Genomic DNA, 15,098 nt, shown 5'->3' with positions numbered 1-15,098 from the left:
GGCTATCGCGCCGCCTGCCGCGTTGCAAGCGTGGCTGGCCGGGCCTATAGAAGGGTCATGAGCACTCAAGACCCCAAATCTCTGATCCGAATTGCCCGCGACTCTGGCGACCATACCGAAGTCGAACCGCTGGACCTTGGCGCACGTGTGCGAGAGCTGCGCAAAGCGCGGGAATGGACATTGGAACAGGCCGCCAGTCAGGCCGGATTGGCACGCTCGACCCTCAGCAAGATTGAAAACGGGCAGATGTCGCCGACTTACGACGCGCTCAAGAAGCTTGCGACCGGGCTGGAGATTTCTGTTCCTCAACTGTTTACGCCGCCCCAACGCGATCAGGTGATCGGACGCATGGCGATCACCCGTGTGGGCGACGGCACGGCTCATGCCACCACAACCTATGAGCATGAGTTGCTGGCCGAAACCCTGACCAAGAAACAGATGCTGCCCTATCGTGCGCGGGTCCGCGCAAGATCAATGGATGAATTTGACGGCTGGGTGCGCCATGACGGCGAAGAATTCATGTATGTGCTGACCGGTGTCGTCAAGCTTTACACCGAGTTTTACGAGCCGGTTGAGATGCGCAGAGGGGACAGCGCGTATTACGATGGCAGCATGGGCCACAACGTGATTTCCGTCAGTGACGAAGACGCGACGATCCTTTGGGTTACATCACTTGCCTAAAGCGGTTCTGCTGAATTCCCGGTTCAGCCCTTCGGTGAACAGGAAATCTTCGACCTCTTCATGCGCCTCATTTATCGTAAGTTGGTGACGTTCGGCCAAATAGGCTTCAAACCCTTTTCGATCCTTCAACACGCGCATCATGTCCTTGTCACGCAGGTTCGGAAAACGCCGCTTTGCGCGTTCGCATGCCGCATTCCAGTCGCTCGTAAGATCGGTCCAGTTCATCATCAATGAGCTTCCCTTAGCAACGATTAGGACTGCTCTCCCCCGCTTCAGAGTACGGATAGGGTGCCGTAACGTAAGACATGACAAAATGTCGCAGTGCTGGACCTCTCCTTCTTGAGGGGAAAAATGCCCGCTGCGAAGTTTCCGCAACGGGCCGGCGGGCCTACATTTGGTGTGAGTGGTGGCGGGCCCGGTTGTTCTGTAATCCGCAGCGCCAGATTGTCCCGGCAGGCAGAGTGGCGGGGTCATCGCCAGCCTGTTATTAAGCCTAAATGCGCAAAATATATGCGTATTTTCCAGATAAGTAAAACTGGTTGTAGGTATTTCTTTCCGGATCGCTTGCATGTGACGATGTTGGACGCTGATTTCGATGCTTCCAATGCGGCCAAACGATATCTTGTGTGGGATGGCAATGTGCTGAAATTTGCCGATTGGTGGAAATTTCCTGAGCGCTATTTGTATGAAACAGCTGGAACTTCAAGCTTCCGTCTTTCGGAAACTTCAATTGGAAAGACCAGCCGGATTCACATGTAGAACGGCTGGTCTTGGGTTTGCGCCTTTTACCGGGCGTCGTACCACCAGACTTCGGGCATGTATTGCGGACCGTCGCCATAGATGGGCAGGGTTTCCGGGTGCTTCAGCTCTTTGACATGAGCAATGCGCCCGATGTCGAAGCTCCAGATCGGGATGACATAGCGGCCTGCCGTCAATACCCGGTCCAGCGCGCGGGTGGCCGCGGTAAAGTCCTCGCGGGTTTTTGAGGCCAGCATGGCATCGATCATGGCATCAACCGCGGGCGAAGATACGCCCATCAGGTTGCGAGTGCCGGGCGCATCGGCAGTTTCGCTGCCCCAATAAAGACGCTGCTCATTGCCGGGAGACAGGGAAAGCGCCCGGCGGAACGTCGTGACGTCAAAGTCCAGTTCAGACGTGCGCCCGACATATTGGGCATTGTCGACCTGTTCCGTCGTGACCCGGATGCCGAGACGTTCCAGCGCGCGGGAATAGATCTCGACCACGGTTGCCATCTCGCTGTCACCCTGTTGCAGCAGGAAAGTCATCTGAAAGGGATCGCCATTTGCATTGCGCAGCACGCCATCCTGAACGGTCCAGCCTGACTCGGCCAATAGTCCGGCGGCCTTGCGGAGGTTTGCCCGGTTCCGGGCCGATCCGTCGCCTTTCGGCAGTTCATACCCTTCCAGCGTGCCGGGCAACAAGATGTCAGCGAAAGGAAGCAACAGGTCTTTTACCTGCCCCTGGGCCGGGCCGGGCTGCATCGCAAGGTCGGACCCCGAGAAATAAGACGTGATCCTTGGTTGCGCACCACCGGTTACCGTGTCGTTGATGAACTCGAAATTGAACGCGAGCGTCAGTGCTTCGCGCACGCGCCAGTCGTCGAACGGAGCCTTTCGTGTGTTCATCACGAATCCGGTCATTCCCGAAGGTTTTCCATGCGGAATTTCGGTCTTGATGACATCGCCGCGCTGCACGGCGGGAAAGTTGTATTGCGTGTCCCAATTGTCGGCGTTGAATTCACGCACGGCTGACAACTCTCCGGCCTTGAAAGCTTCGAACAAGACGCTGCCGTCGCCATAGAATTCGATCCGCAGCTCATCAAGGTTCATGGTGCCGCGGCGAAACGGGATGTCGTTCCCCCAATAGTCCGGATTGCGTCGCAGATTCACAAAGCGCCCCGCTTCGTAGCTTTCGATCACATAGGGGCCGGTTCCAATCGGTACATCATGCAGTTGCGCATCCGCGAAATCCTTGCCCTCCCATTGCGCCTTTTTCAGGATCGGGCGCATCCCGGCCAGCAGCGCAAGCTCTCGGTCGGGTTCATTGAAAGTGATCCGCACCGTACGCGGGCCGGTTTGTTCGATGCTTTCGATCTTGCCCCAAAGACCGCGATAGCGCAGATGCCCGTGCGTGCCCAACGTTTCGTAAGACCAGATAACATCATCGACCGTGACCGGACTGCCGTCGGAAAACCGCGCCTCCTCCCGCAGGGTGAATTCGACCCAGGACCGGTCTGGATCGGTCTCAACTGATTCGGCTAACAGCCCGTAAAGTGTGAAAGGTTCGTCCCAGGATCGCCCCATCAGGCTTTCGTGGGTCCAGAACGGCAATTGCCATGGCGCGGTGCCTTTTTGCAAAAACGGGTTCAGGCTGTTAAAGCCGCCCGTGTTTCCGAACACCGCTTTGCCGCCTTTGGGGGCATCCGGGTTGGCGTATGGGAGTGACACAAAATCCGGTGGTAGGGCCGGGTCCCCATACATAGCTATGCCATGAGACGATTCTGCATGGGCGACAGAGATCACGAAAATGCTGGCGATTCCCGCCACAAGTGATCGAAACGGACGGAGAAAATCCGGGCTCATTTTGGAAACAATCCTGCTCTGGCCTTATTTTGTTGGTATTCACCGTAGTGATGATTTTTCTTATTATCAAACTTTTAGCTTGGACCAAGGCGCAGAATTGCTTATAAAGGTTGCACTGCTCGATAGGTTTCTTGCCTGTATGAAACCTGCCTCAATAACTTAACGCCCGCTTCGTGCGGGCGTTTTTTTTGCCTGTGGAAGTCTCAGGCCGGTATTCCAATCCCACATGTTTCCCCGTTTTCTTTGCAGGTGCAGCATGGCATGGTGCGCCTGATCAACGCTTGAGGGAGAATGGACATGAGCCTGTCCGGCAAAACGGCAATCATCACGGGATCAAATTCGGGCATCGGCCTGGGCGTCGCACGCGAGCTGGCCAAGGCCGGTGCCGATGTGGTTCTGAATTCCTTTACCGATCGCGATGAAGATCATGCGCTTGCCGCGCAGATTGCGAAAGAGACCGGAACCAATGCGCGCTACATCAAGGCCGACATGTCCAAGGGCGAGGAATGCCGATCCTTGATCGAACAGGCGGGGTCTTGTGACATTCTGGTGAACAATGCCGGGATTCAGCATGTCTCACCGATCGACAAATTCCCGGTTGATAAATGGGACGCGATTATCGCAATCAACATGAACTCGGCCTTTCACACCACGGCGGCCGCGTTGCCGATGATGCGCAAGGCGGGTTGGGGACGTGTGGTGAACATCGCCTCGGCCCACGGTCTGACGGCATCCCCTTTCAAGGCGGCATATGTTGCGGCCAAGCACGGTGTGGTTGGAATGACCAAGACCGTAGCGCTGGAAACAGCGCAGGAGCCGATCACCTGCAACGCCATCTGCCCGGGATATGTGCTGACGCCGCTGGTCGAGTCCCAGATTCCCGACACGATGAAAGAATACAACATGAGCCGTGAAGACGTTGTGAAGAACGTTCTTTTGGAACGGCAACCGTCCAAGGAATTCGCCACGGTCGAGCAACTGGGTGGAACGACTGTCTTTCTGTGTTCGGACGCGGCCGCTCAGATCACCGGAACCACAATTTCCGTCGATGGTGGCTGGACCGCGCTTTGAGGTTTTGCGGGGGCGCTGCCCCCACACCCCCAGAGTATTTTGAAAAAGATGAAGGGGTTGCGGCATGAAGCGGATCAATCTGGCTTTGCAGGGGGGTGGGGCGCATGGGGCGTTCACCTGGGGTGTGCTCGACCGGCTGCTGGACGAGGAAGACATCGAAGTCGCTGCCATTACCGGAACTTCCGCAGGGGCGCTGAACGGTGCGGCCTACAAGTCGGGAATGGTTCATTCCGGGCGCGAAGGTGCACGGGCGCGCCTGGACGGGTTGTGGAAGCGCATGGGCGCTATTGGCGACATGCGCTTTGCCAACTGGTTTCGCGGCCTTGAACCGGCGGCCATTGCGCAGGCGATGGAATATTCGGTGCCGTTTTCGATCGGGGATGCCTGGTCGCGGATGGTGTCGCCCTATGCGTACGGGCCGTTCTACAGCAACCCTTTGAAGCCGGTGGTGGACAGGTTCAATTTCGACGAGGTGTGCGCAGATGAAGGCCCGCGCCTGTTTGTGTGTGCCACTTGCGTACGCAGCGGCAAGATCCGCGTCTTTACCGGCGACGAAATCAGCACCGACGCCATCCTGGCCTCGGCCTGTTTGCCGACCCTGTTCAAGGCGGTTGAGATTTTCGATCCGAAGACAAACCGGACCGAAGCCTATTGGGACGGAGGGTATACCGGCAATCCGGCGCTCTATCCGCTGTTCAACGATGATTTGCCGGATGACGTGGTGATCGTGAACATCAATCCGCTGGAGCGCGACGAGGTTCCGATCACGCCGCAGCAAATCCAGAACCGGATCAACGAGATCAGCTTCAACTCATCCCTGTTTCGCGAGTTGCGGGCGATCAGCTTTGTCCAGCGGTTGTTGAAAGAAGGCAAGCTGACGGCCGGAGAGATGAGCCGCGTGCTGGTTCACTTGATTGCAGATAACGAGTTGATGAACAGCCTGTCTGTTGCCACCAAAACCGTGCCCAATCCGGTCATTCTGCATAAGTTGAAACAGGCCGGACGGAACGCCGCAGACGGTTTTCTTGCCAACCATAAGGACGATTTGGGTCAGACCAGCACAATTGATCTGCCTGCGATGTTCAGCTGATCACTCGGGCGGCTGTGTCGGGTCTTTTCCATTCGGGTATACAAGCCCCGCCGAAATCACCAGTTTGGCGGCGTCTTCGATGCTCATGTCCAGCAGGATCACGTCTTCTGCGGGGAAGAACAGCAGAAACCCAGATGTCGGGTTAGGTGTTGTGGGTACGAACACGCTCAACAGCTCGCCTCCGGTTTCGGCGCGTTGGCTGACCTCACCCTTGGCGCTGGTCGAGACAAAGCCGATGGCCCAGATCCCGCGACGCGGGTACTGGATCAGGCAGGCTTTTTCAAAAGAACGCTCGGTCTGGGCAAACACCGTTTCCGAGATTTGCTTGATCCCGGAATAGACCGAGCGCACGACGGGCATCCGATCAACAACGCTTTCGGCGAAGTGGATCAGGGAACGGCCCAGAATGCCCTTGGCGATCCAGCCGACCAGAACGGTGAAGATCAGGAAGATCACCACACCCACACCGCGCAGGTTGATGCCCACGTATTGTTCGGGCTGGAACTGTTGGGGCACCAGCGGCAGCACCGCGCTGTCTATCCAGCCGACCACCGACCAGATCAGCCAGACCGTCAACCAGACAGGCGCAATGACCACGATGCCCGTCAAAAAGGACGCGCGCAGCCGTGAAAGCATGCCCGGGCGGCGGTGAGGCTCTTCGTCGAAGGGTGTATTCATTGCGGTTCCGAATGGTTTCCGGATTTAGGTAGTCAATCCACGGCCTTGGTACAATAGGTTAACGTCACCTCTGTTTGACGAGCGCTTGCGCGATCTTGGCCGCCAAACGCGCATTGTTTCGAACAAGGGCGATGTTGGCGACCAATGACCGGCCTTCGGTCTTTTCAAAGATACGTTGCAGCAGATAGGGGGTCACGGTTTTGCCGGTGATGCGATGGGCATCTGCATCTGACTGGGCTTCGGCGATGATGGGGGCCAATTCCTCGGCCGGGATTTGATCGGCGGCTGGAATCGGGTTCGCCACCAACTGCCCGCCGGGCAGACCCAGCGCGCGGCGGGTCGTGTGGGCTTTGGCGATGGCATCGACACTGTCCATGCGCAGGGGCGCATTGAAGGGCGACTTTGCCGACCAGAACGCAGGAAACTCGTCCTGGCCATGTGCGATCACAGGCACGCCCAGCGTTTCCAGAACCTCAAGCGTTTTGGCGAGGTCCAGGATGGCCTTCGCCCCGGCTGCAACGACGGTCACTGGCGTATGCCCAAGTTCGTGCAGATCGGCAGAGATGTCGAAGGTGGTCTCGGCTCCCTGATGCACGCCGCCGATACCGCCGGTGGCAAAAACCTCGATCCCGGCATAATGCGCGGCGATCATCGTGGCGGCAACGGTGGTGGCCCCGGTGCCACCGGTCGAGATGCACGCCGCCATGTCCGCGCGCGAGATCTTGGCGACGCCTTGGGCCTGACCCAGCCATTGCAGCTGATCCTGCTCTAGCCCGACATGCAATTTGCCTTCGATCACGGCCATGGTTGCAGGAACCGCACCCGCATCGCGGATGTCCTGTTCGACCTGTGCCGCGACTTCGATGTTCTGCGGATAGGGCATCCCATGGGTGATGATGGTGCTTTCCAGCGCAACGATGGGCAGGCCCGCGTCCTTGGCGGCGCGAACCTCGGCTGAGTATTGGATGTCGATCACAGTGGGGTTTCTCCGGAAACGTAGGTTGCAGCGGCGTGCAGAGCGCGGGTCAAAGCCTCGTCACTGGATGCACCGCCGGATTCTGAGGCGATATGGGCCGCCATGAAGGTATCCCCGGCACCGGTCACGCGGGTGACCAGGACGGCAGGGGGTGTTTGCGTCAGGATTTCTGTCGAGCTGCCGATGGTTGCCGAATTGCCGCCGTCGGTGACCAGCACACGCAGCGCGCCGCGATCCAAAAGGCCTTTGGCCGCGGATTCGGAATCGGTGAACTCGCGCTGACACAGGATACCGGCCTCTTCGAGGTTCACGTACAGTGTGGCGCGGGCGTGTTTCAGGAACGGCAGCAGTCGTTCGGCCTTGCCCGGCGATGCCGGTGCCACGCGCAGATCCGCACGCGCAAAAGCAGGGCTTTGGGCAATTTCTTCCAGCAGGTCCAGTGTCAGATTGCCATCCAGTGCGATCGGGCCCTCAAATGGTGCATTCTCATAGCCCAGAGGCCCGTGCATCAAGGGATGCAGTATTTTAGCGCCTGCGGCCTCCAGCGAATGCGCGTCGGCAATCGCCGCGATCAACCCGTTCGCACCTTCGACGGCCATATAGCGGTCTGTCGGCAAATCCTGCGACCGATAGATGTGATCCGTCACCATGCCGAGGCGCGAACAGGCATGGACAAGCTCGTCGCCTTCGGGATCGCGGCCAATGGCTGTCAGCAGGGTGGGTGTCATGCCGAACCGAACCAGTGTCATGGCAATGTTCATCGCAACGCCGCCGGGCAGGCGGGTGATCCGGCCCGGCACGTCCGAGCCCTGTCGCATGGCGCTGGCCGATCGGCCGATCACGTCCCACAGGACCGAGCCGATGCACAGGATATTGGTGTTCTGAGTCATAGGGGACGTCATGCCGCAGCGGTGTTGCCCGTGCAAGCCGGAACGTCATCGCAACAAGAGATTCCCGACCGGCCTGGGCCGATATCGCCTTTGGGCTTGCGATCCGTGGTCTTCGCGGAAACAATCAATAGCAATGATTGGTAGTTTTATTTTCCTGTTGGAGCGTTTCGTATGAATGGCCCAGTCTTCCGTGCCATCCTCCGAGCCCTCAATACCTGCGCCCTGAGTTTTATCGTTCTTCTGACCTTGCATCCGGGATCCGTAAAGGCGCAAACGGCCCCGCCGACGGTCATTGATTTCTGGGTCAAGGATGACACTCTGTTTCTCGAGGTGAAACTGAACGCCGAGGCCATGCTGGTCGGTACCGATCCGACACAACCCGACGCTTATTCCGGCAATTCAAAGTACCGATCTCTGCGGCGAATGGTGTCATCGGAACTGGAACCGCAGATCCGAAATTTCGTTCAGGTCTGGAAGCAGAACCTTGTGGTCGAAGCGCCTGAACGCCTGGACCTGTCTTATGAAGGTGTGCGCATTCCCGTTGTGGGGGATGTGGAAAAAGTGCGTGTTTCCAAATTGTTGTTGACCGCACATTTGTCGGATCAGGCATCGAACCTGCGCCTGACCTGGCCGTTGCAAGGCGGGTCGGTCGTGCTTCGCCAGCAAAAGGTTGTGGCCCCGTATACTGGCTTTCTGGCGGCCGGAGAAATCAGCCCGTTGATCCCGTTGCAGGGCGGGGCGTCGTTGACGACCGAGCAGACATTGCAGACGTTTTTGGCAAAGGGGATCAGCCGATTTGTTCAAAGCCCCCTCAAGCCAACCATCGTTGTTCTGACACTCGTGATGCTGACGCTGAGCCTGCGGCCTGTGATGTCTCAGGTGGCGTTTTTGGCAGCAGGGGGTTTTGTCGGGCTCGGGTTGGACATGTACGGCGTGTTGGACCTGCCGGAAAGCTTGCAGGATCAGGCCTTGGTGGCTTCGATCATCATTCTGGCGCTATGGAACCTGGTGGCCCGGCACTTGCAGGTCTGGCGCCTGCTGGCCGTGTTTGCCGCAGGCTGTGTTTACGGATTGGCGCTGGCTTCGGATTTGACAAAGATCGGGGTGCCGCCCGATCATCTGGCCCCGGCTGTTTTGGGGTTTGGCGTCGGAAATCTACTGCCTGTCGTCTTTGTGGCTGTTGTGGCCTTTGCCTGCGCGCTTTTGGTTGCAGGCGGGTCACACAGAAAACGAGGCCGGATTTCGGTTCTGGCCTCGATGCTGATCGCCGGGATCGGCGTGTATTGGATGGCTGAACCCTGGTTGCTGGCTTAAGACATTGCCGCCCTCAGCCTGTTCAGCGCACCCAGCGGGTCGTCATCGCCCCAGATCTCGTCCCCGATGCCGAAGAAATCGGTGCAGGGGGCCAGATCGCCGATCAGTTCGGGCGTCAGGCCGCCTTCGGCCACGACCGGAACTTCGATCATCTCGGACCACCATTGGAACAGATCCTTTTCGGCGCGGGTTCCGTCGCCCAACGTGGCGGTGCCTACGGGGCCGAAGGCCACATAATCCGCGCCATGTTCGCCCGCCGTCATGCCATCATGGCTGGACGCGCCGCAGAAGCTTCCGACGATCGCGTCCGGGCCCAGCTCCTTGCGCGCGGCACGGACCGAACGTGCGCCGTCATCCAGGTGCACCCCGTCCAGCCCCAGACGTTGCGCCAGCAGCACGTGGTTCGAGATAACGATGGCCACGTCGCGGGCGTGGGCAACCTCGCGGCAGGCATCAGCAGCACGGGCGATGCTGTCTTCGTCGTTGCCAGCCAGCGCCAGGCGGATGCAGGCGATCTCAGCCCCGTCCAGAACCGATGCCAGTTTGGCGGGGAACGTGCTCAGCTCGATGGTCGGAGGCGTGATCAGGTAAATCTGCGGCTGCTCGGGGGTGTCCATGGGCGCGTCCTTCGGCTTTTGGTCTTTGGCGCGGTTTAGCGGATTGCGGCGGGGAAGCAAACTTTTATGGCCGAGACCATGCAAATTCCAGCCCCAGCGCCTTGCCCTGCATGAGCCTGCCGATTACAGCAGGCCAAGTTTTCATAAGGTGAACCATGCCCAGCGACAAATCCCAGCCTTCCTTCGTGCTTGTTCGCCCGCAGATGGGTGAGAATATCGGTGCCGCGGCCCGGGCGATGTGGAACTTTGGGCTGGACCGGATGCGCATCGTGGCGCCTCGCGACGGCTGGCCAAACCCCAAGGCAGTGGCCATGTCCAGCGGTGCGGGCCGGTTGCTGGACGAAGCGCAGCTGTTTGACGATCTGGCCGGATCGCTGGCCGACAGCACCTTTGTCTTCGCCACCACTGCTCGGCAACGCGGGTTGACCAAACCCGTCTACAGCCCCGAGCGTGCCATGCAGATCGCCGCCGAAAAGGTCGCGGCGGGTGAAAAGGTTGCGGTTCTGTTCGGCCCCGAACGCGCAGGGTTGGAGAACGAAGACATCGCCAAGGCAAACGCAATCATCTCGGTGCCCGTGAACCCGGAATACGCGTCGCTGAACCTGGGCCAATGCGTCTTGCTGACCGCTTACGAGTGGATGCGCCAGACCGGCGACGTGGTGCATGAATCCATCGATCTGGGCAAGGGGGACTGGGCCACGGGGATCGAGGTCGAGAAACTGGTCGAACACTACGAGGACCGGCTGGAAGAGGCCGGGTTCTTCTATCCTCCCGAAAAGGCCGAGGGCATGAAGATCAACTTGCGTAACCTGTGGTCGCGGATGCGGATGACGCGGGCCGACGTGCAGATGCTGCACGGGATCATGCGGCAGATGGTCCGCTGGAAAGACAAAGGCTGAGGCTGGACCTATCTTCCACCAAGCCCTAGCTTGCGACGAAATCAGGACATGAGGACAGCATGAGCGGTAAGCGCAGCATCTTCGAAGAGGTCTCGGACACCGAAAAACAACAGACCGTTCAACCCGGTATGATCGACCGGGGGCGTGGCGGTGCGCGCAAGGCAATCCGTGCCTGGCTGATGATCCTGTTCGCTTTGGTCGTGGTGATGATCGCTGTCGGCGGTCTGACGCGGCTGACTGACAGCGGGCTGTCGATCACTGAATGGCGCCCGATTACCGGGGCGATCCCGCCGATGTCCGAGGCCGACTGGCAGGCCGAGTTCGACAAGTACAAGCAGATTGACCAGTGGCGTATTCAGAACCAGTGGATGCAGCTGAGCGACTTCAAAACCATCTATTGGTGGGAATGGGGGCATCGCCAACTGGGCCGCGTGATTGGGCTGGTCTGGGCCATCGGTTTCCTGGGCTTCCTCGTGGCCCGCAAGATACCCACGGGTTGGACCGGCAAGCTGCTGATCCCCGGCCTTCTGGGCGGTGTGCAGGGTGCTGTCGGCTGGTGGATGGTCGCATCGGGTGTGACGCAGGGCGAGGGGATGACCGCCGTCGCCAGCTATCGCCTGGCCACCCATCTGGGGCTGGCATTCGTAATTCTCGGGTTCCTCGCGTGGTATATTTTCGAGCTTGGCCGGGAAGAACGTGACCTGATGCAGGCGCGTCGCATGAAGGAAGCGAAACTGTTCTCGTTGTCCACCGGCCTGATGCATTTCGCCTTTTTGCAAATACTCATTGGCGCGCTTGTCGCCGGGATCGACGCTGGTCGGTCTTATACCGACTGGCCGCTGATCGGCGGGCAGCTGCTGCCGCCGGACGCCACCGCGTTGGAGCCGATGTGGCGCAATTTCTTCGAAAGCCCGGGGCTTGTGCAGTTTATTCACCGCTGCGCAGGTTACCTGTTGTTCATCTTTGCTATTGTCGCCTGGCGCCGCGGCAGCGCCAGCGCACATCCTCAGACACGCTTCGCTTTTAATGCGGCTTTCGCGGCCCTGTCGGTGCAAGTTGTCGTCGGCATTGTGACCGTCGTCTACGGAGCGCCGTGGCAGATCGCCATCTTCCACCAGTTCATGGCCGTCGTCGTCTGGACCCTGATCCTGCGCGCGCGGTTCCTGACTGCATATCCAATCGCAACATCTGTGCGCGGAGTAAAATAACATGACCGCTTTCGACGAATTGATGGCTTTTCAGCGCGAAACATCGGCATTGGGCCAGATCGCCGGACGATTGGGTTGGGATCAGGAAACCGTCATGCCGCGCGGGGCCGCGCCTCAACGCGCCGAGGAAATGGCAGCGATCGAGGCCGTCCTGCACGCGCGCCGATCGGATCCGCGCGTGGCAGAGTGGCTGGATCAGGCCGCGCCTCAGGATGAAGTCGGAAAGGCGCAGCTGCGGGAAATCCGGCGTGCCTATGATCGGGCGGTCAAGGTGCCCGCTGATCTGGCCACGGCGATTGCCCGGACCACGTCCGCTGCACAGGGAACATGGGCACAGGCGCGCGCGGACGAAGATGTCTCGACCTTCCTTCCTGTGCTGGAAGAGGTCGTATCGCTGAAGCGTCAGGAAGGCGAGGCGCTGGCACAGGGCGGAGACGTCTATGACGCCATGGTCGAGGATTATGAACCCTATACAACCGGCGCTCAGATCGCGGCCATTTTCGATGAGATGCGCCCACGTCTTGTGGCCTTGCGTGCGGCCGTTCTGGAACGCCCGGAACCTGCCGCGCTGACCGGAAGCTTTGACGAGCTGACCCAAATGCGGCTTACGCAAAAACTGGCGGTCGCCTTCGGCTATGACCTCAACAACGGCCGTGTCGACAAGGCGGTTCACCCGTTCAGCTCGGGTTCGGGCCTGGATGTGCGCATCACCACGCGAACCAGCGAAACGGACCCGTTCAACTGCTTTTATTCCACCATTCACGAGGTCGGCCACGCGGCTTACGAACAGGGGATCGACCGCGGCTACCTGCTGACGCCGCTGGGGCGTGGCGTGTCCATGGGGGTGCATGAAAGCCAAAGCCGGATCTATGAAAACCAGCTTGGCCGTTCGCGTGCGTTTACGGGATGGTTGTTCGATCAGATGAAAGACGCATTCGGCGATTTCGGAATTGCCGACGCAGATGCTTTCTGCGCTACCGTCAACCGAGTTCACAACGGTTATATCCGCACCGAAGCTGATGAAGTTCAATATAATCTGCACATCATGCTTCGGTTCGATCTTGAGCGCGCTTTGATGGCCGGGGACTTGCAGGTCAGCGAGCTGGAAGCGGCGTGGAATGACCGGTTCAAGGCCGACTTCGGTTATGCGGTCGACAAACCGTCGAACGGCTGTTTGCAGGATGTGCACTGGTCGGTTGGACTGTTCGGTTACTTCCCGACCTATTCGCTGGGCAATGTCTATGCAGGATGTCTGTATCAGGCACTGCGCGGCGCAGTTCCTGAACTGGATGCGCAACTGGCAGAAGGTGACACAACAGGCGCAACCGCTTGGCTGCGCGAACACGTTCAGCAACATGGCGGGCTTTATGCCCCACGCGAGATTATCCAGAGGGCGAGTGGAGTAGAGCCGGGGCCCGAACCTTTGCTGGACTATCTGGAACAGAAGTTCAGCGGATTGTACGGGCTGTGACGGTATGAAACGGTAGCCGATTGGCAAGGCTTCTGGCCATATAAGCTGCAACATTGGCTTTGGCTTGAATACTCGAACCAGCGTGTCGTGCAAAAAGTTTTCACATCTGTACCAAGCAGGGGAATTCGGACGCGCGGGTATTTCATGTATGGTTTCCGGGTGACAACCCAATGTCTTGCGTCCGAAGGGCGAATGACCATGTCCAACCATGATTTTTCTTCATGGATCTCGCGGAACGGCGCAACGGGTGCTTCAGAGTGTGTTTCCTGTCACACCGGTACTTGAACGCCGGTAGGCCAGCGTCGTTCCGACCACGCTGGAAATTGAGCACCAGAATGGCCGGGGCACAGGCTGGGTTTGGAGTGACTCTCACGATAGGCGCGATGACTTTGAATTCATTGCCTATATGCTTTAGGCGACCTTGGCACGATTCCCGATTGATCTGGCACAGATCGTAACCACCGGCCATTCCCGCGGCGAACTGGAAAAGTGCGCATCAGCAGATTTCGACATGTATTGCCGCCATGGCTACGACAGCAGAGGTTCCCTTCGCCATACCCGGTTCTGATTGGTCTGATCCAGGATTTATAGGCGCCGTGGAAGCCACGCTAAAGTTCAGGGCTTCTGCGAGTTTTCAAGAGGACCGAGTTTTTTGAGTAAGAAGGCTATGATCAGCGCATTCCTAGGGACTGTGAGGCCGGTTTGAATATTTCGGTTATCGGCTATGAAATCGGGCATGGCGTTCCAAATGGCTGCAGCGATGTGATGCTTGACTGGTTTGAAGCGGTGAATGCTTTGGGCCAGAGCGCTGCTAGCACAAATCCGATCACGTGAAGATCGATAGGAGCCTGCGATATATGAAAGTCAGATTGTTTTTTGATTTCACACTGAACGCTGATTTTGGGTGGCGCGTCCTTTCATTCTGCCCAAACACTTGCCGAACAAACATGCACAGATTGACCTAAACCACTGGCACCAGTTCAATCCGGGTCGCGACGGCTGCAAAGAACAAAACGCTGCCGACCAACACAAATACGTGCCAGATCGTATTGTGGAACGGCAGCCAATCCAGCAGGTAGAAGGCGACACCGATCGTATACACGAGCCCACCGGAAATCATCAGTGTGACGATTGTGAGGGACAGATCTGCCAACATGGATTGCCCGGCCCAGACGGCTGCCCAACCCATCAAAAGGTAAAGCGCAAGCCCGAACCAACGGAACCGGTTTGGGTCTAACATCTTGAGAACTGACCCAAGCGTTGCCGAGGACCACAACCCGAGCAACAGCCCAGGAGGCTGAGCACCGGACAACAGTAGAAATGGGGTATAGGTCCCTGCGATCTTGACGTAGATGCCAGAATGGTCGAGGCGTTGCAGAAACCCGCGCCATTCCTCGCTCTCGATCATGTTGTACAACGCAGAAAACGTCAGCATGAGTATCAACGTCACCCCGTAAACCGAGGCACCCAGTACCGCAGATTGATCATTCCGGTAATTGATGGTCATCGTGATCAGCAAGGGAACCGCAATCAACGCACTCGAGACACCGAGCACATGGACCATCCCGTCGCTGATACGTTCTGTGCGGCTGTAAGCTGG

The 15,098-nt window shown here is 58.5% G+C and carries 15 protein-coding genes; 8 read left to right on the top strand and 7 right to left on the bottom strand.

Annotated elements, in window-relative coordinates; translation table 11 throughout:
• Nucleotides 1-57: 57 nt before the first annotated feature.
• Complete coding sequence (locus GS620_RS03885; protein WP_171167898.1) at nt 58-681, top strand: helix-turn-helix domain-containing protein; 624 nt, start codon at nt 58-60, stop codon at nt 679-681.
• On the opposite strand, the gene GS620_RS03880 is transcribed toward GS620_RS03885, so the two are convergent.
• Nucleotides 670-909, bottom strand: a complete 240-nt coding sequence (locus GS620_RS03880; protein WP_171614153.1) for a hypothetical protein — start codon at nt 907-909, stop codon at nt 670-672. The genes GS620_RS03885 and GS620_RS03880 overlap by 12 nt on opposite strands.
• A gap of 123 nt (nt 910-1,032) precedes the next feature.
• Here GS620_RS03880 and GS620_RS03875 point away from each other — a divergent pair, with 123 nt between their 5' ends.
• A complete protein-coding gene (locus GS620_RS03875) occupies nt 1,033-1,440 on the top strand; it encodes a hypothetical protein (protein WP_171614151.1) in 408 nt (135 codons plus the stop codon).
• A 26-nt stretch (nt 1,441-1,466) separates the two neighbouring features.
• Here the strand turns inward: GS620_RS03875 and GS620_RS03870 are convergent, their stop codons facing one another.
• Entirely contained in the window at nt 1,467-3,284 is a 1,818-nt protein-coding gene (locus tag GS620_RS03870) for an extracellular solute-binding protein (RefSeq protein ID WP_171614149.1), read from the bottom strand.
• A 297-nt stretch (nt 3,285-3,581) separates the two neighbouring features.
• Between GS620_RS03870 and GS620_RS03865 the strand changes: the two genes are divergently transcribed.
• Entirely contained in the window at nt 3,582-4,355 is a 774-nt protein-coding gene (locus GS620_RS03865) for a 3-hydroxybutyrate dehydrogenase (RefSeq protein ID WP_171614147.1), read from the top strand.
• A 64-nt stretch (nt 4,356-4,419) separates the two neighbouring features.
• Nucleotides 4,420-5,445, top strand: a complete 1,026-nt coding sequence (locus GS620_RS03860; RefSeq protein ID WP_171614145.1) for a patatin-like phospholipase family protein — start codon at nt 4,420-4,422, stop codon at nt 5,443-5,445.
• On the opposite strand, the gene GS620_RS03855 is transcribed toward GS620_RS03860, so the two are convergent.
• The 3 genes from GS620_RS03855 to GS620_RS03845 form a co-directional block, all read right to left on the bottom strand.
• Nucleotides 5,446-6,123, bottom strand: a complete 678-nt coding sequence (locus tag GS620_RS03855) for a DUF502 domain-containing protein (protein WP_152458130.1) — start codon at nt 6,121-6,123, stop codon at nt 5,446-5,448.
• Between the two features lie 64 nt (nt 6,124-6,187).
• A complete protein-coding gene (locus GS620_RS03850; protein ID WP_171614143.1) occupies nt 6,188-7,099 on the bottom strand; it encodes a pseudouridine-5'-phosphate glycosidase in 912 nt (303 codons plus the stop codon).
• On the bottom strand, nt 7,096-7,989 hold the full coding sequence (locus tag GS620_RS03845) for a PfkB family carbohydrate kinase (protein WP_152458128.1): 894 nt from the start codon (nt 7,987-7,989) through the stop codon (nt 7,096-7,098). The genes GS620_RS03850 and GS620_RS03845 overlap by 4 nt, the downstream gene beginning before the upstream one ends.
• Before the next feature lie 171 nt (nt 7,990-8,160).
• Here GS620_RS03845 and GS620_RS03840 point away from each other — a divergent pair, with 171 nt between their 5' ends.
• Nucleotides 8,161-9,303, top strand: a complete 1,143-nt coding sequence (locus GS620_RS03840) for a HupE/UreJ family protein (RefSeq protein WP_171614142.1) — start codon at nt 8,161-8,163, stop codon at nt 9,301-9,303.
• On the opposite strand, the gene GS620_RS03835 is transcribed toward GS620_RS03840, so the two are convergent.
• A complete protein-coding gene (locus tag GS620_RS03835) occupies nt 9,300-9,920 on the bottom strand; it encodes a thiamine phosphate synthase (protein WP_171362777.1) in 621 nt (206 codons plus the stop codon). The genes GS620_RS03840 and GS620_RS03835 overlap by 4 nt on opposite strands.
• 155 nt (nt 9,921-10,075) lie before the next feature.
• Between GS620_RS03835 and GS620_RS03830 the strand changes: the two genes are divergently transcribed.
• Genes GS620_RS03830 through GS620_RS03820 form a run of 3 tightly spaced genes read left to right on the top strand, consistent with a single transcriptional unit; the run spans nt 10,076 to nt 13,498 of the window.
• Complete coding sequence (locus tag GS620_RS03830) at nt 10,076-10,819, top strand: RNA methyltransferase (protein WP_171614140.1); 744 nt, start codon at nt 10,076-10,078, stop codon at nt 10,817-10,819.
• Between the two features lie 59 nt (nt 10,820-10,878).
• A complete protein-coding gene (gene ctaA, locus GS620_RS03825; RefSeq protein WP_171614138.1) occupies nt 10,879-12,027 on the top strand; it encodes a heme A synthase in 1,149 nt (382 codons plus the stop codon).
• A gap of 1 nt (nt 12,028) precedes the next feature.
• On the top strand, nt 12,029-13,498 hold the full coding sequence (locus GS620_RS03820) for a carboxypeptidase M32 (protein ID WP_171614136.1): 1,470 nt from the start codon (nt 12,029-12,031) through the stop codon (nt 13,496-13,498).
• Nucleotides 13,499-14,459: 961 nt separating this feature from the next.
• On the opposite strand, the gene GS620_RS03815 is transcribed toward GS620_RS03820, so the two are convergent.
• Entirely contained in the window at nt 14,460-15,062 is a 603-nt protein-coding gene (locus GS620_RS03815; RefSeq protein ID WP_253283782.1) for a hemolysin III family protein, read from the bottom strand.
• Between the last annotated feature and the right edge of the window lie 36 nt (nt 15,063-15,098).

The sequence above is a fragment of the Ruegeria sp. HKCCD6428 genome (assembly GCF_013110595.1).
Lineage (GTDB): Bacteria > Pseudomonadota > Alphaproteobacteria > Rhodobacterales > Rhodobacteraceae > Ruegeria.
The sequence above is the reverse complement of the archived record's forward strand: the minus strand, read 5'-3'. Positions and strand labels throughout refer to the sequence as shown.